The 15,526-nt window shown below is 49.3% G+C and carries 17 protein-coding genes, 1 rRNA gene, 1 other RNA gene and 1 pseudogene; 10 read left to right on the forward strand and 10 right to left on the reverse strand.

Annotated features, from left to right (window positions below):
• The 5 genes from BGK46_RS16435 to BGK46_RS16455 all read right to left on the reverse strand — a co-directional run.
• A 16S ribosomal RNA gene (locus BGK46_RS16435) occupies positions 1-344 on the reverse strand; the annotation flags it as partial.
• Positions 345-748: 404 nt separating this feature from the next.
• The gene (locus BGK46_RS16440; RefSeq protein WP_069591131.1) at positions 749-1,171 is read right to left on the reverse strand and encodes a type IV pilus modification PilV family protein; all 423 of its coding nucleotides are present in this window, start codon (positions 1,169-1,171) and stop codon (positions 749-751) included.
• A gap of 5 nt (positions 1,172-1,176) precedes the next feature.
• Positions 1,177-2,553, reverse strand: a complete 1,377-nt coding sequence (locus tag BGK46_RS16445) for a hypothetical protein (protein WP_069591133.1) — start codon at positions 2,551-2,553, stop codon at positions 1,177-1,179.
• Entirely contained in the window at positions 2,550-3,188 is a 639-nt protein-coding gene (locus BGK46_RS16450; RefSeq protein ID WP_069591135.1) for a hypothetical protein, read from the reverse strand. Before BGK46_RS16450 ends, BGK46_RS16445 begins: the two co-directional genes overlap by 4 nt.
• Positions 3,175-3,771 (reverse strand): pilus assembly FimT family protein, encoded by a 597-nt coding sequence (locus BGK46_RS16455; RefSeq protein WP_069591137.1) that lies wholly within the window; start codon positions 3,769-3,771, stop codon positions 3,175-3,177. Before BGK46_RS16455 ends, BGK46_RS16450 begins: the two co-directional genes overlap by 14 nt.
• A 100-nt stretch (positions 3,772-3,871) precedes the next feature.
• On the opposite strand from BGK46_RS16455, the gene BGK46_RS16460 reads away from it, so the two are divergent.
• On the forward strand, positions 3,872-4,327 hold the full coding sequence (locus tag BGK46_RS16460) for a type IV pilin protein (protein WP_069591139.1): 456 nt from the start codon (positions 3,872-3,874) through the stop codon (positions 4,325-4,327).
• Between the two features lie 63 nt (positions 4,328-4,390).
• On the opposite strand, the gene dnaJ is transcribed toward BGK46_RS16460, so the two are convergent.
• The 3 genes from dnaJ to grpE form a co-directional block, all read right to left on the reverse strand.
• Positions 4,391-5,539 carry a molecular chaperone DnaJ gene (gene dnaJ, locus BGK46_RS16465; RefSeq protein WP_069591141.1) on the reverse strand — a complete coding sequence of 383 codons (1,149 nt, stop codon included), beginning with the start codon at positions 5,537-5,539 and terminating at the stop codon, positions 4,391-4,393.
• 119 nt (positions 5,540-5,658) lie between these two features.
• Complete coding sequence (gene dnaK / locus BGK46_RS16470) at positions 5,659-7,581, reverse strand: molecular chaperone DnaK (RefSeq protein ID WP_069591143.1); 1,923 nt, start codon at positions 7,579-7,581, stop codon at positions 5,659-5,661.
• Positions 7,582-7,814: 233 nt separating this feature from the next.
• The gene (gene grpE / locus BGK46_RS16475) at positions 7,815-8,462 is read right to left on the reverse strand and encodes a nucleotide exchange factor GrpE (RefSeq protein ID WP_069591145.1); all 648 of its coding nucleotides are present in this window, start codon (positions 8,460-8,462) and stop codon (positions 7,815-7,817) included.
• A 173-nt stretch (positions 8,463-8,635) separates the two neighbouring features.
• On the opposite strand from grpE, the gene nadK reads away from it, so the two are divergent.
• The 4 genes from nadK to BGK46_RS16495 all read left to right on the forward strand — a co-directional run bounded on the left by nadK (position 8,636) and on the right by BGK46_RS16495 (position 12,884).
• Positions 8,636-9,517: an NAD(+) kinase gene (gene nadK, locus BGK46_RS16480; protein WP_069591147.1), complete on the forward strand. Its 882-nt coding sequence runs from the start codon at positions 8,636-8,638 to the stop codon at positions 9,515-9,517.
• A gap of 173 nt (positions 9,518-9,690) precedes the next feature.
• Positions 9,691-11,358, forward strand: coding sequence for a DNA repair protein RecN (gene recN, locus BGK46_RS16485; protein WP_069591149.1), 1,668 nt, complete (start codon positions 9,691-9,693; stop codon positions 11,356-11,358).
• A gap of 256 nt (positions 11,359-11,614) precedes the next feature.
• On the forward strand, positions 11,615-11,971 hold the full coding sequence (bamE, locus tag BGK46_RS16490; protein ID WP_069591158.1) for an outer membrane protein assembly factor BamE: 357 nt from the start codon (positions 11,615-11,617) through the stop codon (positions 11,969-11,971).
• Between the two features lie 91 nt (positions 11,972-12,062).
• Positions 12,063-12,884, forward strand: a complete 822-nt coding sequence (locus BGK46_RS16495; RefSeq protein WP_069591151.1) for an alpha/beta fold hydrolase — start codon at positions 12,063-12,065, stop codon at positions 12,882-12,884.
• Positions 12,885-12,978: 94 nt separating this feature from the next.
• On the opposite strand, the gene BGK46_RS16500 is transcribed toward BGK46_RS16495, so the two are convergent.
• Positions 12,979-13,329: an RnfH family protein gene (locus BGK46_RS16500; RefSeq protein WP_069591153.1), complete on the reverse strand. Its 351-nt coding sequence runs from the start codon at positions 13,327-13,329 to the stop codon at positions 12,979-12,981.
• Complete coding sequence (locus BGK46_RS16505) at positions 13,322-13,753, reverse strand: SRPBCC family protein (protein WP_069591154.1); 432 nt, start codon at positions 13,751-13,753, stop codon at positions 13,322-13,324. The genes BGK46_RS16500 and BGK46_RS16505 overlap by 8 nt, the downstream gene beginning before the upstream one ends.
• Positions 13,754-13,910: 157 nt before the next feature.
• On the opposite strand from BGK46_RS16505, the gene smpB reads away from it, so the two are divergent.
• The 5 genes and pseudogenes from smpB to BGK46_RS16525 form a co-directional block, all read left to right on the forward strand.
• A complete protein-coding gene (gene smpB / locus BGK46_RS16510) occupies positions 13,911-14,396 on the forward strand; it encodes an SsrA-binding protein SmpB (RefSeq protein WP_069591156.1) in 486 nt (161 codons plus the stop codon).
• A gap of 47 nt (positions 14,397-14,443) precedes the next feature.
• Positions 14,444-14,810, forward strand: a transfer-messenger RNA (tmRNA) gene (gene ssrA / locus BGK46_RS16515).
• Positions 14,811-14,881: 71 nt separating this feature from the next.
• Positions 14,882-15,046: pseudogene (locus tag BGK46_RS18040) on the forward strand (integrase arm-type DNA-binding domain-containing protein); the annotation flags it as partial.
• A 24-nt stretch (positions 15,047-15,070) separates the two neighbouring features.
• The gene (locus BGK46_RS18045) at positions 15,071-15,262 is read left to right on the forward strand and encodes a phage integrase central domain-containing protein (protein WP_371440509.1); all 192 of its coding nucleotides are present in this window, start codon (positions 15,071-15,073) and stop codon (positions 15,260-15,262) included.
• Between the two features lie 116 nt (positions 15,263-15,378).
• On the forward strand, positions 15,379-15,526 hold a 148-nt coding region (locus tag BGK46_RS16525), incomplete at its 3' end, for a transposase (protein ID WP_139130807.1).

Consider the following 15,526-nt stretch of genomic DNA (forward strand, 5'->3'; position numbering starts at 1 on the left):
CCGTGTCTCAGTCCCAGTGTGGCTGATCATCCTCTCAAACCAGCTAAGGATCGTCGCCTTGGTAAGCCGTTACCTTACCAACTAGCTAATCCTAACTGGGCCCATCCCGACGCGATAGCTTACATGTAGAGGCCACCTTTGGTCCGTAGACATTATGCGGTATTAGCCGTCGTTTCCAACGGTTATCCCCCTCGTCAGGGCAGGTTCCCAGCCGTTACTCACCCGTCCGCCGCTCGACGTCCAGTAAATCCACCGAAGCTTCAATACTGCCGTTTCCGCTCGACTTGCATGTGTTAGGCCTGCCGCCAGCGTTCAATCTGAGCCATGATCAAACTCTTCAATTAAAGTTTTTTCGAAACCGAAGTTTCAGCTCAATGAATACTGATTACTGCTTATCTCCGAAGAGAAAAACGAATTGACTGTGCCGAACAACTGTAAAAGTTGTCGTTTGGTCACTCAGTTCATCGAATAAATCTTTTTGTCTATTCTCAACGAGTGCCCACACAGATTGCATAGGTCAAATTGTTAAAGAGCGTCGCTCAATCTTGAGCGGGAGTGGCATTTTACGCCACCGAGGCAGTGAGTCAAGCTTTTTGTTTACTTGGCTTTGCTGCCGTTTGTTAGCGCGGTTTGCCGTGCCAACGAGGAGCGCATTATAGAGAGGTATTTTTATGACGCAAGGGGTTTTTAAAGAAAAAATACCGACCGAACAAAAAACACACAAAAGGGTGCATTAAAGGGGCTGGGTTTAACCATGGCGATGGATAGAAGCGGTAAAATAAAAGGTTAACGACTGGGAAATCCCTCGGCTATCTTTCCAACTTACAATGACTTCCAACTGTTTAGCATAAGGGCCTGTCTCCCCCATTAAGGTTTTTGTGGTTTTCGCTTCTAGTTGGTAAGGCGTCTCTTTGGTTTCAATCAAGCACCCGGCAATATTTGAAAGCCCAATCATTTCTCCATTGTTTGCTGAGCATGGTGTATCAGTGTTGATGCGCTGCCAAAGGGCGAGTTGATCACTGGCAATATGCATGGCTCCTTCGGCTAGCCGAGCATTATATTGCCGAGCTTCAATCTCTGCGGTGAGGCTATACAGCCCTAACCCCGTGACAGAGACCAGCACCAGCGCGATCATTATCTCTAAAAATGAAAAGCCAGATTGAGACTTCATCGCCTTTACCCTCCACTGGGTGGTATTAGGTTGTAATAGCTATTGGGTAAGGGCCTTAACTGCCCGAGCCCCTGAAAACTAGCATGCTTGTTGTCATCGTCATACTTGGCAACTAACGAGCTATTAATGACGGCATTGCCATCGGGCACATCGATGATAAATGCACCCTCAGTTATAAAACTGCCATCAAACCAAAATGGGACGCGGCTTGCCTCATCAAACGTGTTGATATTTCCAGTAATAATTTGACAGAGTATTTGAGTATTTGTAGTGGCGGGATAAGAGCAGGAGGCCGAACTTCCTTTCTCAGTCATCCCCCACTGTTTTGCAAATTCATTGGCCTGAATAGTGGGATTAAACTGATACACTGCGCCGTTAAAGGGATCGATCGTACCACGAAGTGCCATAATACCATCTTGTACAACCAACAACACGGGTGGGACGTGTGGGCCACTCGGCAAATTCTCTTCTCCTCCACGACTTAAGTCACAAGGCCCATCAATCCAGACTTTCACGTTAGGTTGTCCGCTCCCCTGTTCCATCGCATTGTAGACCGATTCATAACATTTCGATGCATCGCCATGCGTGTCAACGATGGTTCCGCCTTTTTCCTCAAACTGCTGTTTGGCAAGCCGCCACTGTGAACGCGGGACACCAAAAAAGTCTTGGAAAAGATCCATGTCCTTCACATTGGTTTGTACATCTTTTTTGAGCAGCTTCCTTGTCTCATCGCGGCTATCAGCAACTTCGCCATAATGGACCTCAGTTCTATAGTCTTTTGCACATCCTTTGCCCACTTCTAAGTGGACGGTAAATGTGTTTTCGCTTTCGTGATTACTCTTATCTTTTTCACTTGGCTTTTTTGGGCTTATCGTTACATCACCACCGGCAATAATGGACTGACATTCATAGCTATCATCGTCACGTTTTTTGCCCTTCGCCGGCCGCCAGTCATGAGATCCATAAAATAACGCCGAACCAGACGTGACAAATGCCGCCGCGCGACCGCCTCCCGCGCCTTGCAATGTGACTCCAACCTCCTGCTGATGTGAGTGACTACTTAGCCGCCACAACGAGGGATTGTTTGGCCAAGGCGCTAGCTCTAATCGACTTCCAGCCACACCTTGGCACTCTGATAATTGAGTCAGCCCTTCGGCCGCCTCACCGGATGAGAGATCGAGACCCTCTTGATAGATTTTTGCCACCGCACAATCTAACCCCGCCCAAGCCCGAGAGAGGTACTCTTGCGTTTTAATTCGTGCCTGCGCTTGCTGGATATCATTGATCGCACGCCGACTCACGCCAAACACTATCAACAGAGCAATCAAAGCAATACTGGCCACCACAACGAGCGTTGCAATACCGGTCTGTGTCTTTCTCATAACTGCCTCATTGTGTTACGTAAAACTAGGGTTCGAGATAAGCTTTCTTGCGTGTGTGGGGCCTCTTTTAACGCGGCAGATAAGGTGATGGTTAGGGCCGTGACGGTGCGATGGTTGGACGTGATCACCTCTTTGCGCTCAAAAGTCAGGTTATCAATCACAATGTTGCGTGAAGAGATATCTCGCCAGTAACCGGACTGACACGTCCAGTTGGATGTATCGTCGTGGTTCTCGTAGATTTCTACAGCCTGATTATCAGCATCAAACCGAAAGCCTTTGACATCATCTTTTCCTGCATCCAACTGAGGAACGACGCCCGTCTGTTGGTAGGCAAACCGAATGCATTGCCCCTGATTGTTGCTGCCAGTGTCGTCAATCAAAATCAGATGCTTATCTACTTGGAACGCTGCTGTCTCACCACACTGATAACACAATCCGGCTCGACGAATATCGGCCTCCATCATGGTCAGTAAGCGGCTTAGCTCAAGGGACAAGTTAGTCTTCGCATCAAGACGGGTTTGAGTCACACTGGCAGACGTCATCATCGACAATGCCGCCAACATGACCATCAGGCTAACCGATAAACCGATCAGCAGTTCGAGTAAACCATACCCCCACTGATTAACTACTCGCATCGTTTTCACCCTCAGTGCGGCAAGTCGTGTTGTCTTTATTTTTGCAATGGCTAAAACCAAGGTACTGACGGATTTGCACGATATAGTCTGGCTGTTGGCTCTTTGCGGTGCTTAATCCCAGTGTGAGGTTGAGGTTTGGCCGCTGGGTGCGAAAGTCAATCGTGAATAAATCGCCGTCAGGTTGTACTTGCCACTCTTCTTTAACTTTCTGTTTTAGCGTGACCTGTTTATCTAACCTCACCATCAAGGCTTGGGTTTGGTGACAGTCGAGAGACGTTGGCTGTCGGCCTGCTGATGTTCGGGCTGTGGACACTGGCTCTGCTTTGGCAACAATGCAATCCACCCCATCCTCACTCACGAAACTGACAACATACGGACGACTTTCTTTAACGGCTCGGCTTTGAGCCAATTGAAACAAACTGGTGAGTGCCGCACTGTCATTGGCAATTAACGTCGCTTGGCGCGCTTTTTGAAAGTTGGGAAACGCAATGCTGCAAGTGATCGCCAGCACAGCAAGCGCGATTAGTGACTCAATTAAAGTAAAGCCATGAGAAAGCCGCTTCAGATGAGGGATAAAACGCATACTGCCTCCCAAGTTAATCGCCCACCGATTGATGATGAGAGTACCACTGCCCTAGGCTGGATGACGTTTTAGTGACAGAGTCTTCGAGAGGCTAACAAAAATGAGCTTTAACAGTATCTCACGCTTACAAAAAGGCGTGACATTAGTCGAGTTACTGTTTGGGGTAGCCATTATTGCTACGTTGGTAGGCATCGCGTTACCCGCCTATTCTCATTACAAACAGCAACAAGAAAGGCAACATGCAAAGCGTAATCTGGTTCAGCTGCAAGGGTGGATAGAAGATCATTTTATTACCCATCAATCCTTTCCTAACTCCAGCGACCAAACTGAGTTAAAAGATAAGCTGTGCGAAAACTGTCAGCTATCTGAACGCTACAACTTTGCAGTCCATGGGCAAACAAAAAGCTATTATGTCACTGCTACGCCACGTCAGGAAAGCGCGCAAAACAACGACCCCTGTGGGGTATTGACCTTATACCCGAGCGGGCTAATTGCCGCGCAATCAAACCATAAAGATTGTCCGCTTCCCCATATACAGCGGTCGACGAAAGGATAAAAAAATAGCCAGCGCGAGGCTGGCTATTCATTATCTTAGTGTTCTTTGGACACGTGGCACTTTTTACCCGGTAAGGTCATCGAAGAATTTCTTCACGCCATCGAAAAAGCCTTCTGATTTTGGCTTATGCTTTTTCGCTTCGCTTCCACTGAATGACTCTTCAAGCTCTTGTAAAAGCTCTTTTTGGCGGCTGCTCAATTTGACAGGGGTTTCCACCACCAGCTTACAAATAAGATCGCCCATACCACCGCCACGTACGGATTGTACGCCTTTACCGCGCATCCGGAACATGCGTCCCGTTTGCGTTTCGGCCGGCACTTTCAAGCTCACACGGCCATCCAACGTCGGGACTTCAACTTCGCCACCGAGTGCGGCCATTGTGAAGCTAACCGGTACTTCGCAGTACAGGTTATTGCCATCACGGGTAAAAATATGGTGCTCACGAATGTGTACTTGTACGTACAAATCACCCGCTGGGGCACCGTTTTCTCCGGCTTCACCTTCACCTGATAGGCGAATACGATCCCCAGTATCGACGCCAGCTGGAATTTTCACATTCAGGTGTTTGGTCTTTTTCACACGACCTTGACCATGACAGCTGTTACAAGGGTCTTTAATAATGGAGCCGCTACCATGACAGGTTGGACAGGTTTGCTGCACGGCAAAGAAACCTTGGCGCATTTGCACCTGACCAATACCATTACAGGTACCACAGGTTTGCTTTTGCGAGCCAGGTTTGGCGCCGCTGCCATGACACGTATCACAGCCTACATAGGTCGGGACTTCGATCTCTTTGCTGACGCCACGGACCGCCTCTTCAAGCGTTAGCTCCATGTTATAGCGCAGATCGGCACCACGTTGCGCGCGTTGCTGACCACCGCGACGCCCTCCGCCGAATATATCGCCGAATACGTCACCAAAAATATCGCTAAAGTCAGCGCCACCGCCGAAACCACCGCCGCCGAAGCCGCCGCCACCCATACCGCCTTGTTCAAAGGCTGCGTGGCCATATTGATCATAGGCAGCGCGTTTTTGTGGGTCGGTCAGCACTTCGTACGCCAGCTTAATTTCTTTGAACTGGTCAGCGGCATCTTCGCCTTTATTACGGTCTGGGTGATATTTCATCGCCAGCCGCTTATAGGCTTTTTTAATATCGCGCTCGCCCGCATCGCGGCTTAGACCGAGCACTTCATATAAATCTCTTTTTGACATGGTCTGACTGCACCTGTTTACGTCAACAAAACAAAGACGTTCAAATCACGGTTTGATAAAACGACGGGCGAAGGAGATTGCTCCCCTACGCCCGTGCTTACTAACGACAGCGCTTTCGCTTATTTCTTGTCGTCGTCTTTGACTTCTTCAAACTCAGCGTCAACGACGTCATCGTCTTGTTTCGCTGAATCTGCACCGGCGTCTTGTTGCGCCTGCTCAGCTTGTGCTTGCTGCTGAGCAATTTCCATCAGTTTTGATGAAGCCGCGACCAGTGCTTGTACTTTCGCATCGATGGCTTCTTTATCTTCGCCATTGCGCGCAGTTTCAAGCTCAGAGATCGCTGTTTCGATCTTCTCTTTGTCTTCTGCTGGCAGTTTTTCGCCGGCTTCTTCAACTTGCTTACGGGTGCCGTGAACCAGCTGATCCGCTTGGTTACGTGCAGTTGCGAGCTCTTCGAACTTCTTGTCCGCTTCTTTGTTCGCTTCTGCTTCTTGAACCATCTTCTCAACTTCTTCGTCACTCAAGCCGCCAGACGCTTGGATGGTGATTTTCTGCTCTTGACCCGTTTGCTTGTCCTTCGCAGACACGTTCAAGATACCATCAGCATCAAGATCGAAGGTCACTTCGATTTGTGGCACACCACGTGGCGCAGGCTGAATGCCTTCTAGGTTAAACTGACCCAGTGATTTGTTATGCATGGCTTGCTTACGCTCACCTTGAATCACGTGGATAGTTACCGCGCTTTGGTTGTCTTCCGCCGTCGAGAACACTTGGTTCGCTTTAGTTGGGATCGTGGTGTTCTTCTCGATGAGCTTGGTCATCACACCGCCCATGGTTTCAATACCCAGTGACAGAGGCGTTACGTCAAGGAGTAGCACGTCTTTTACGTCACCTGACAGTACACCACCTTGCACTGCCGCACCAACGGCAACCGCTTCATCAGGGTTCACGTCTTTACGTGGGTCTTTACCAAAGTACTCAGCAACTTTCGCCTGTACCATTGGCATACGGGTTTGACCACCCACCAAGATAACATCAGTGATTTCGTCAACAGACAGCTCGGCGTCTGCCAGAGCAACTTTCATTGGCTCAAGAGAACGTTGAACCAAATCTTCAACCAAAGACTCAAGCTTGGCGCGCGTTACCTTGATGTTCATGTGCTTAGGACCAGTAGCATCCGCAGTCACATAAGGCAGGTTAACGTCAGTTTGCTGTGCAGAAGAGAGCTCGATTTTCGCTTTTTCTGCCGCTTCTTTCAGACGCTGCATCGCCAATGGGTCTTGACGCAAGTCGATGCCTTGCTCTTTCTTAAACTCGTCGACCAAGTAAGTGATCAGACGGTTATCAAAGTCTTCACCACCTAGGTGCGTGTCACCGTTAGTCGCCAGTACTTCGAACGTTTGCTCGCCATCTACTTCATCGATTTCGATGATAGAGATATCGAAGGTACCACCACCCAAGTCATAAACTGCAATAGTGCGATCGCCGCCTTTCTTGTCTAGACCATAGGCCAGTGCGGCTGCAGTTGGCTCGTTGATGATACGCTTAACTTCTAGACCTGCGATACGACCGGCATCCTTAGTTGCTTGACGCTGAGAGTCGTTAAAGTAAGCAGGTACTGTGATAACCGCGCCAGTCACTTCCTCACCGAGGAAGTCTTCAGCGGTTTTCTTCATTTTCTTCAGAACCTCAGCAGAGACCTGAGGTGCAGCCATTTTCTGGCCTTTCGCCTCAACCCACGCATCGCCATTGTCAGCTTTGACAATTTTGTATGGCATGATGCTGATGTCGCGCTGTACTTCTTCGTCTTCAAAACGACGACCGATCAAACGTTTGATCGCGAACAGGGTGTTTTCTGGGTTTGTCACCGCCTGACGCTTTGCAGGTTGACCGACTAGCGTTTCACCGTCTTGTGTATAAGCGATGATTGAAGGTGTTGTACGATCACCCTCTGCGTTTTCAATCACGCGTGCTTTTTCACCGTCTAGTACAGCGACACATGAGTTGGTTGTACCCAAGTCAATACCAATGATTTTACCCATCTGGTGCTCTCCGAAATTCGTTCTGTGGCTTTATTGCGTTACACCCTATGTGGGGGTAACCGTGAGAGGTTCAACCCCTCACTGCAAATTTTTATTTAACGCTGCAATCTAAATAAGGGCAGCATGCTTGTTTTCAAGGCCTGCGATAAAAAAAACCGCATTTTTTAGGCCTTTTATATCGAGTGGCTGACAAAAAGGCCTGTATTTATTGACGTTTTCGACGTCAGACCTTGTTACGCTTTTTCGTCAACGTTGCCTTGTGGTGCTTTAGATACCATCACCATCGCTGGGCGCACGACGCGACCATTTAGCTCGTAACCTTTTTGCATCACCATCATCACGGTGTTTGGCTCGTGCTCAGCGCTTTCTTGGATTGACATCGCTTGGTGCAGTTCAGGATTGAATGGCTGACCTTGCGGATCAATCGCGTTTAGGCCGAACTTTTCAACCGTATCAGTCATGGTTTTTAGAGTAAGCTCCACCCCTTCAACCATAGGCTTGATGGCTTCGTTTTCTTTATCCGCCATCTCGACAGCACGCTCCATGTTATCAATCACGGGCAACAGCTCACCGGCAAACTTCTCGAGCGCGAATTTACGCGCTTTATCGATTTCTTGCTCGGTGCGACGGCGCATATTGTCGACATCCGCACGGGCACGCAGCACGCTGTCTTGCTGCTCTTTCACTTTCGCTTCACTGGCTTCAAGTGCGGCTTCAAGCTCGGTAATACGTGCAATCATGGCCTCGGTCTCGGCGTCTTCGATATCCGCCGCGTTACCGCTCACTTGTTGCTCAGTGGCCTGCTCTGCGTTTTTGGCTTCAGCAGCTTGCGCTTGTTTTACGGCTTCCTGCTCTTGCTTCACTTTCTGTTCTTCGCTCATGATCACTCCGACACAAATGGCATTGCCCAGCACGCCACTGGGACTATTCAACTTGATTGACGGGGTTATTATGGGGATGAATATTCACGATTCAACCATCAGGCCAACCCAAATCACGACAATCGCGATTTTGCCGCGTTATACTGGGCACAAATAGACACAGGATCTGCATTATGTCGACACCTTTTACACGCATTGCGCTTATCGGTAAGCCCCGCAATCCAGAGGCCGTGAACACGCATATTAGCCTTTACCACTGGCTCACGGAGCGTGGCTATGAGGTGTGCATTGATACGCGTCTTAGCGCTAACTTGGGGTTACCCGATGCGCATTACTTGGATCTTGTTACGATTGGTCAACACGCTGACTTGGCCATCGTGATCGGGGGCGACGGTAATATGCTGGGCGCAGCACGCGTGTTATCGCGCAGTGACATTAAGGTGATTGGGGTGAATCGGGGCAATTTGGGCTTTTTGACCGACTTAGATCCCGACGCCTTCGAAAACGCACTTGAAGCCGTCTTGAGCGGTGAATATATGGAAGAAGATCGGTTCTTACTCGAAACCGAGATCCACCGTCATGACCAAGTCAAAAGTCATAATGCCTCACTGAACGAAGCAGTGCTCCACCCAGGGCAAGTGGCGCATATGATTGAGTTTGAAGTTTACATTAACGAACAGTTTGCCTTTTCTCAGCGCTCCGACGGGATCATTATTTCAACTCCCACCGGCTCCACGGCGTACAGTTTATCGGGAGGCGGCCCTATTCTCTCTCCGAGCCTAAACGCGATTTCACTGGTCCCTATGTTCCCTCACACCCTATCCAGCCGTCCGTTAGTCGTCGATGGCAACCGCCGCATTAAACTGCTGGTTTCGCCCGATAACCGCGGCACGCTGGAAGTCAGTTGCGACGGACAAGTCTCTCTTCCCGTGAACCCTGGCGACGAGGTGCATATTTATAAAAGCCCGGCCACGCTGAAGCTTATCCACCCCAAAGATTACAATTATTACAACACGTTACGCACCAAACTAGGCTGGTCGTCGAAACTCTTCTAATCGCTTCCCTTGCCGTAAAAGGGCACAAAAGCAGGTTCGCCTGCTTTTTTGGTGTGCAATTTTTGTGCGGAAACTCCCAGAAGGAACAATTCTTCTTTTTACATATTCACTGGATGTAAAAACAGTATATACTGTATCTATACACAGTTGTTGATAGATACAGGTGTTTTCCTATGTTAGCCGATATGACCATTCAAAACTTTGCCATCGTGAAATCCTTGGAGTTGGAGTTTAGTAAAGGAATGACGGCGATCACCGGAGAGACAGGTGCAGGTAAATCGATTTCTATCGATGCGCTCGGCCTTTGCCTAGGCGACCGCGCGGACGCCAATATGGTTCGCCCTGGTGAAAAACGCGCAGAGATCACCGCCAGTTTTACCCTCGAACAAAACAGTGCGGCACGTCGTTGGTTGCAAGACAATGAGCTTGAAGACGGCGACGACTGTATTCTTCGTCGCGTGATTACCAAAGAAGGCCGCTCTCGTGCTTACATTAACGGCAACCCTGTTCCTGCCTCACAGCAAAAAGCCCTAGGACAACTACTGATTAATGTCCATGGTCAACACGCTCACCAACAACTGTTGCGCCCAGAACACCAGATCACTCTGCTCGACCAATATGCCGGACACCAATCACTGCTCGATAAGATGGCGTCTCGCTACCAACGTTGGCGTCGTGCTAAAAACGAGTTAAAGGCACTGATCAAGAAAAAAGACGATCTCGATGCACAACAACAACTGCTGGAATATCAAGTCGGCGAATTGAACGAGCTGGCACTAGGCGAAGAGGAATACCAGCAGATTGAAGAAGAACACAAGCGCTTATCAAACAGCGGCGATATTGCGATGACAAGCCAAGCGGTCGTGGATTTGCTCAGTGATAACGAAGACGCTAATGCGCTCAACCTTTTAAATGCCGCACAGCAACGCTTGGTTGAACTGGCCACACTGGATAGCCAATTTGAGCCCTTAGCCACGCTCATTGAAGAAGCGCGCATTCAAGCGCAAGAAGCGAGTCAAGAAGTGACCAGTTATCTCGACCGGTTAGACATGGATCCGCAACGTCTGCAATATCTTGATGCGCGTATGAGCACGATTATGAGCTTGTCACGCAAACATCATGTGCAACCCGAGGCGCTTTATCAAACGCACCAACAACTGATCCAAGAACTGGATAAATTAGCCCATAATGATGAGGCGATTGAGCAGCTCCAAGCCGACGTGGATGCGCATTTTGCCGCCTGTTTGGATACGGCAGAAAAACTCAGTAAAAGCCGACGTCGTTATGCCCGTGAGCTTAATAAACTGATCACACAAAGCATGCACCAACTGAGCATGGAGCACGGTACCTTTGAAATCCAAGTCGAAAACAAAGCCGACACTCACCTAAGTCCCTTAGGGGGAGATGCGGTGGCCTTTTTGGTGTCAACCAACCCGGGTCAACCGCTGCAACCGCTCGCAAGGGTTGCCTCTGGCGGTGAGTTATCTCGGATTTCATTAGCCATTCAAGTAATCACCGCCCAAAAAGTGGAAACCCCAAGTCTGATCTTTGATGAAGTCGATGTGGGTATCAGTGGTCCAACAGCGGCGATTGTCGGTAAGTTACTCCGTCAATTGGGCCAATCGACCCAAGTAATGTGCGTAACACACTTACCCCAAGTCGCCGGATGCGGGCATCAGCAAATGTTTGTCGCCAAGCAAACAGAAAAAGGCACCACAACGACCCGTATGTATCCGTTGGCCCGCGACGAACGTATCAATGAACTGGCACGCCTACTCGGCGGTAGTGAGATCACCGAACGCACGCTGGCCAATGCCGAGGACTTGTTGGTTGCCGCATAGCATGCGTCAACCCATGGCTCTCACCGATTCGCGACACCTCACAAACCTGTGAGCGTGTCGCCTTTTTCTCTTTTTGGGGCGAACTTTTTTCGATTCTTCCCATCCAATCGCTAGTCGCGAGCAGGTTTTTTACATATATTCCGAGCTTGTTTATACTCATCCGCCTTTCGTCAGGGACGAAAAAGCCTGTATCCACGGAATGATTTGCGTGTGAGTGATATTATTTGCCATCAACGAGACAGTGAAGATGTTAACTATGGGTTGGACTAAAGCCGCCATTGCTGCCCTAATGGCAATTGCCATTACTGGCTGTTCTTACGCCGAGAAACTGGTTTATCGCGTCGATATCAATCAGGGCAATTACATCGAAGAAAAAGCCGTAGACTCACTTAAGTTTGGCATGACCAAAGAGCAGGTTAAGTTCTTACTCGGCCCTCCTATGCTGGTCGAATCTGGCTACCCAAACACGTGGTATTTTGTCCAATGGCAACAGCCTGGTCACCAAGCACCAACACAAAAAGATCTCGTGCTCTCTTTTGATGACAACAACCAGTTAGTCAAGGTCGATGGTGACTTCACGCCGGGTGAAAGCTTTTTCGAAGCCGTCCAATAATTCACGTTTCCGCGCGGTATCGCCACTGCGCGGAGCTCCTCTGCCTTCGCGTTCGTGGTAGTCTTAAGCTTTTACGCTTAGCTATCACACTATGAAACATATCTTCGAACACCATGGAAAACGCCTTGCTTACCAAGATGTTGGGCAAGGGCCTGTTCTGTTATTCGGCCATAGCTACCTGTGGGACAGTGCCATGTGGGCGCCTCAGGTTGAAGTGTTAAGTCGCCATTACCGTTGCATTGTGCCTGACTTGTGGGCCCACGGGAGCTCTGACGATGCGCCCGAGCAGACACACTCGCTCGCTGATATTGCGGCAGACATGCTCGCACTGCTCGATCACCTCAACATTGAACAGATCACGCTCATTGGTCTGTCCGTTGGCGGAATGTGGGGCGTTGAGTTTGCTCAGTTAGCGCCTTCGCGTTTGAAAGCATTGGTGTTAATGGACACCTTTGTCGGTCGCGAGCCCGAGGTAACGCACCAAAAATACATGGGAATGCTCACCACTATCGAGCAAGTCCAGCATGTCCCCGCGCCGCTTCTCGACGCCATCGTGCCACTGTTTTTCGCCCCCACCACGCTGGCACAGCAACCGCACTTCGTCGACGCTTTCCATCACTCGCTCCAGCAACTTGAAGGCGATCGCGCTAACGCCGTCGCGCGTATTGGCCGCCTTACCTTTGACCGTCGCGATCAAATCGATGCTCTCGCCAAATTAGCATTGCCCGTGCTGATTATGGTGGGGCAACACGATGTGGCTCGTCCGCCGCTTGAGAGCTATTTGATGCAAGATGAGATCACAGGCGCGGAACTCACACTGATCCCAGAGGCAGGACACATTGCTAACCTTGAGCAACCAGAACGAGTTACCGAACGTTTGACGCATTTTTTACAACACGTCTATCGAGACTAATGCGTTAACAAGACAACTATCCGCGCTCTCTTGATACAAAAAAACGCCGAGAGTCGGCGTTTTTTCATGTTCGTTGCGAAAGCCGTTGACGGCGTTAAGAGCGCTTGCGCTGAGTATCCACGCGTCCACCCGTAACAGGATCCGCTTTTCCTTCTAGCTTCGCGCGTTCCGCTCGGCGTCGGCGAATTTCTTTGGGATCTGCCTGCAGTGGGCGATAAATCTCAATACGGTCCCCATCACGCACTTGTGCATCCAGCTTCACGGTGCGGCTGAAGATGCCGACTTTATTGTTGTCTAAATCAATCTCTGGGTAAGCTTTCAGCACACCAGATTGGCGAATAATCTCTTCAACGGTCGATTGCGGTTTCACCACACAATTAAAAATCCGCTGCTCATTCGGCAATGCGTAGACCACCTCAACACGGAGTAGTGTTTCTTCACTCATAGATCGTTTTCGCTCGTTCAGTAAATGCTTTCACCATACTACTTGTTAGCTCGCTGAAGATACGACCAAACGCCACTTCAACTAATCGATTGGTAAACTCAAATTCAAGATCGAGCTCAATTTTACAGGCGTCGCTGGAAAGCGGTGTAAAACGCCAACCTCCGCTCAGCCGTTTAAATGGCCCATCGACCAATGTCATATCAATGCGCGTGTTTTCCACCAAGTAATTTTTGGTCGTAAAGGTTTTCTTAATGCCTGCCTTCGCCACGTCTAACGATGCCACCATGGTTGTGTCAGTGTGCTCAATCAAGCGTGTGCTCACGCACCCAGGCAAAAACTGTGGATAGGCCTCAACATCATTCACCAAGGCAAACATTTGCTCAGCACTGTAAGGCACTAAAGCCGAGCGGATAATTTGCGGCATAAGGACTCCTTGCAAGTTAACCGCGAAATCATACCACCGCCGCATCTATTCACCAAAGCGTGCAGTCGCGTGTATCGACAAATACAGATGCGCTTCACTCAGGCTCGTGCGATAATCCTTTCATTCCTCAACACATAGCCTTTATAATGCGCCCACTATGGCTAAGAAAAACGCAAAGAACAAAGCAAGCAGTAACACCATCGCGCTGAATAAAAAAGCTCGCCATGAGTTCTTCATCGAAGATGACTTTGAGGCCGGGCTTGAGCTACAAGGCTGGGAAGTAAAATCTCTCCGTGCCGGTAAAGCCAATATCAGCGAAAGTTATGTGTTGCTGAAAGACGGGGAAGCCTTTTTGTTCGGGGCAACCATCACCCCGCTTAATGTGGCCTCCACCCATGTGGTGGCTGATCCTCAGCGTACACGCAAGCTCTTGCTTAAGCGTCGTGAGCTTGATACCTTGATCGGAAAGGTTAACCGGGATGGTTTCACAGTCGTGGCTCTTTCCCTGTACTGGAAAAAATCCTTCGCCAAGCTCAAAATCGGCTTAGCAAAAGGTAAAAAACTTCACGATAAACGCGATACCGCGAAAGACAGAGACTGGCAGCGTCAAAAAGCCAGAATCATGAAAAACGCAGCACGTTAATCGTTGACGCGGCAGATCAATATGTTAGACTCTGCCGTCCAAACTCTGGGGCTGATTCAGGATTCGACAGGATTGAGAAGGCCCGTGGAGCATGCCGAGGGGCGGTTGGCCTCGTAAAAAGCCGCAAAAAAATAGTCGCAAACGACGAAAACTACGCACTAGCAGCTTAATAACCTGTTGAGTGCCTATCCTCCCTAGCCTTCGCCTGTAGGACGGGGATCAAGGATAGTCAAAACCAAACAGGATCGCGTGGATGCTTTGACCCGAAAGCTGAAGCGTTAAATCTAAGTCGGGTATGTCTTTGTGTGGCGTGTTTGTCCGCAGCACACTGACGAGATTAAAGACAAACTAAGCATGTAGCGCCATTGGTTAGACTGATTCTGGACGCGGGTTCAACTCCCGCCAGCTCCACCAATCGATTGGAAAAGACGCCTTTAAGGCGTCTTTTTTATTACCTAAAATAAAATCAAAAACTTAGAGTTAAACCAACCGACTCTAAGCTTTGGCTTTTTAACTACCTGCGTCCATTCACCAAAAAGCGAACCAACCTCAGCCTCGGTGCCTATCCCACTGTTACCCTATCTCAAGCGCGTAAAGCGACCATGGATGCAAGAGCCCTCCTCGCTCAAAACATCGATCCTAAGGAACACCGTGAAGAGCAACAAACGCAAGAGATTGCATTCACCGAACATACGTTAGAGAAAGTTGCCTACCAGTGGTTCGAGCTGAAAAAAGAGCAAGTGACTGAGGGATACGCGACCGACATATGGCGCTCTCTGGAACGTCACATTTTTCCAAAGCTTGGCGTTACTCCCCTTTCCAAAACCACTACCCCTATGGTGATAGATGCCTTAAAGCCCATTTAAGCATCGGGCAGCCTAGAGACATTAAAGCGCTTGGTCCAACTGTAACCCTCCCCAAAAAACTGGTCATTAGCAATTAGAGGTTTTCCGTTTACACTGAAACAAACGGAGAACGCATGATGAAAAAATCACGCTACACAGAAACACAAATCGTAAAGATCTTGAAGGAAGTCGAAGCAGGCCGAAAGGTCAACGAAGTCTGTCGCGAATATGGCATCTCTGATGCGACATACTACAACTGGAAGTCCAAGAATGGTGGGATGGAAG

The sequence above is a fragment of the Salinivibrio sp. SS2 genome (assembly GCF_001722075.1).
Classification (GTDB): Bacteria; Pseudomonadota; Gammaproteobacteria; order Enterobacterales; family Vibrionaceae; genus Salinivibrio; species Salinivibrio proteolyticus.

Coding starts and splice junctions, on each gene's coding strand:
- grpE (WP_069591145.1), bottom strand. CDS start 8,462: ATGAGCGAAGAACAGAAAGTGAAGCAAGAGCAGGAAGCCGTAAAACAA.
- dnaJ (WP_069591141.1), bottom strand. CDS start 5,539: ATGTCAAAAAGAGATTTATATGAAGTGCTCGGTCTAAGCCGCGATGCG.
- BGK46_RS16445 (WP_069591133.1), bottom strand. CDS start 2,553: ATGAGAAAGACACAGACCGGTATTGCAACGCTCGTTGTGGTGGCCAGT.
- bamE (WP_069591158.1), top strand. CDS start 11,615: ATGGGTTGGACTAAAGCCGCCATTGCTGCCCTAATGGCAATTGCCATT.
- smpB (WP_069591156.1), top strand. CDS start 13,911: ATGGCTAAGAAAAACGCAAAGAACAAAGCAAGCAGTAACACCATCGCG.
- BGK46_RS16495 (WP_069591151.1), top strand. CDS start 12,063: ATGAAACATATCTTCGAACACCATGGAAAACGCCTTGCTTACCAAGAT.
- nadK (WP_069591147.1), top strand. CDS start 8,636: ATGTCGACACCTTTTACACGCATTGCGCTTATCGGTAAGCCCCGCAAT.
- BGK46_RS16455 (WP_069591137.1), bottom strand. CDS start 3,771: ATGCGTTTTATCCCTCATCTGAAGCGGCTTTCTCATGGCTTTACTTTA.
- dnaK (WP_069591143.1), bottom strand. CDS start 7,581: ATGGGTAAAATCATTGGTATTGACTTGGGTACAACCAACTCATGTGTC.
- recN (WP_069591149.1), top strand. CDS start 9,691: ATGTTAGCCGATATGACCATTCAAAACTTTGCCATCGTGAAATCCTTG.
- BGK46_RS16440 (WP_069591131.1), bottom strand. CDS start 1,171: ATGAAGTCTCAATCTGGCTTTTCATTTTTAGAGATAATGATCGCGCTG.
- BGK46_RS16500 (WP_069591153.1), bottom strand. CDS start 13,329: ATGAGTGAAGAAACACTACTCCGTGTTGAGGTGGTCTACGCATTGCCG.
- BGK46_RS16505 (WP_069591154.1), bottom strand. CDS start 13,753: ATGCCGCAAATTATCCGCTCGGCTTTAGTGCCTTACAGTGCTGAGCAA.
- BGK46_RS16450 (WP_069591135.1), bottom strand. CDS start 3,188: ATGCGAGTAGTTAATCAGTGGGGGTATGGTTTACTCGAACTGCTGATC.
- BGK46_RS16460 (WP_069591139.1), top strand. CDS start 3,872: ATGAGCTTTAACAGTATCTCACGCTTACAAAAAGGCGTGACATTAGTC.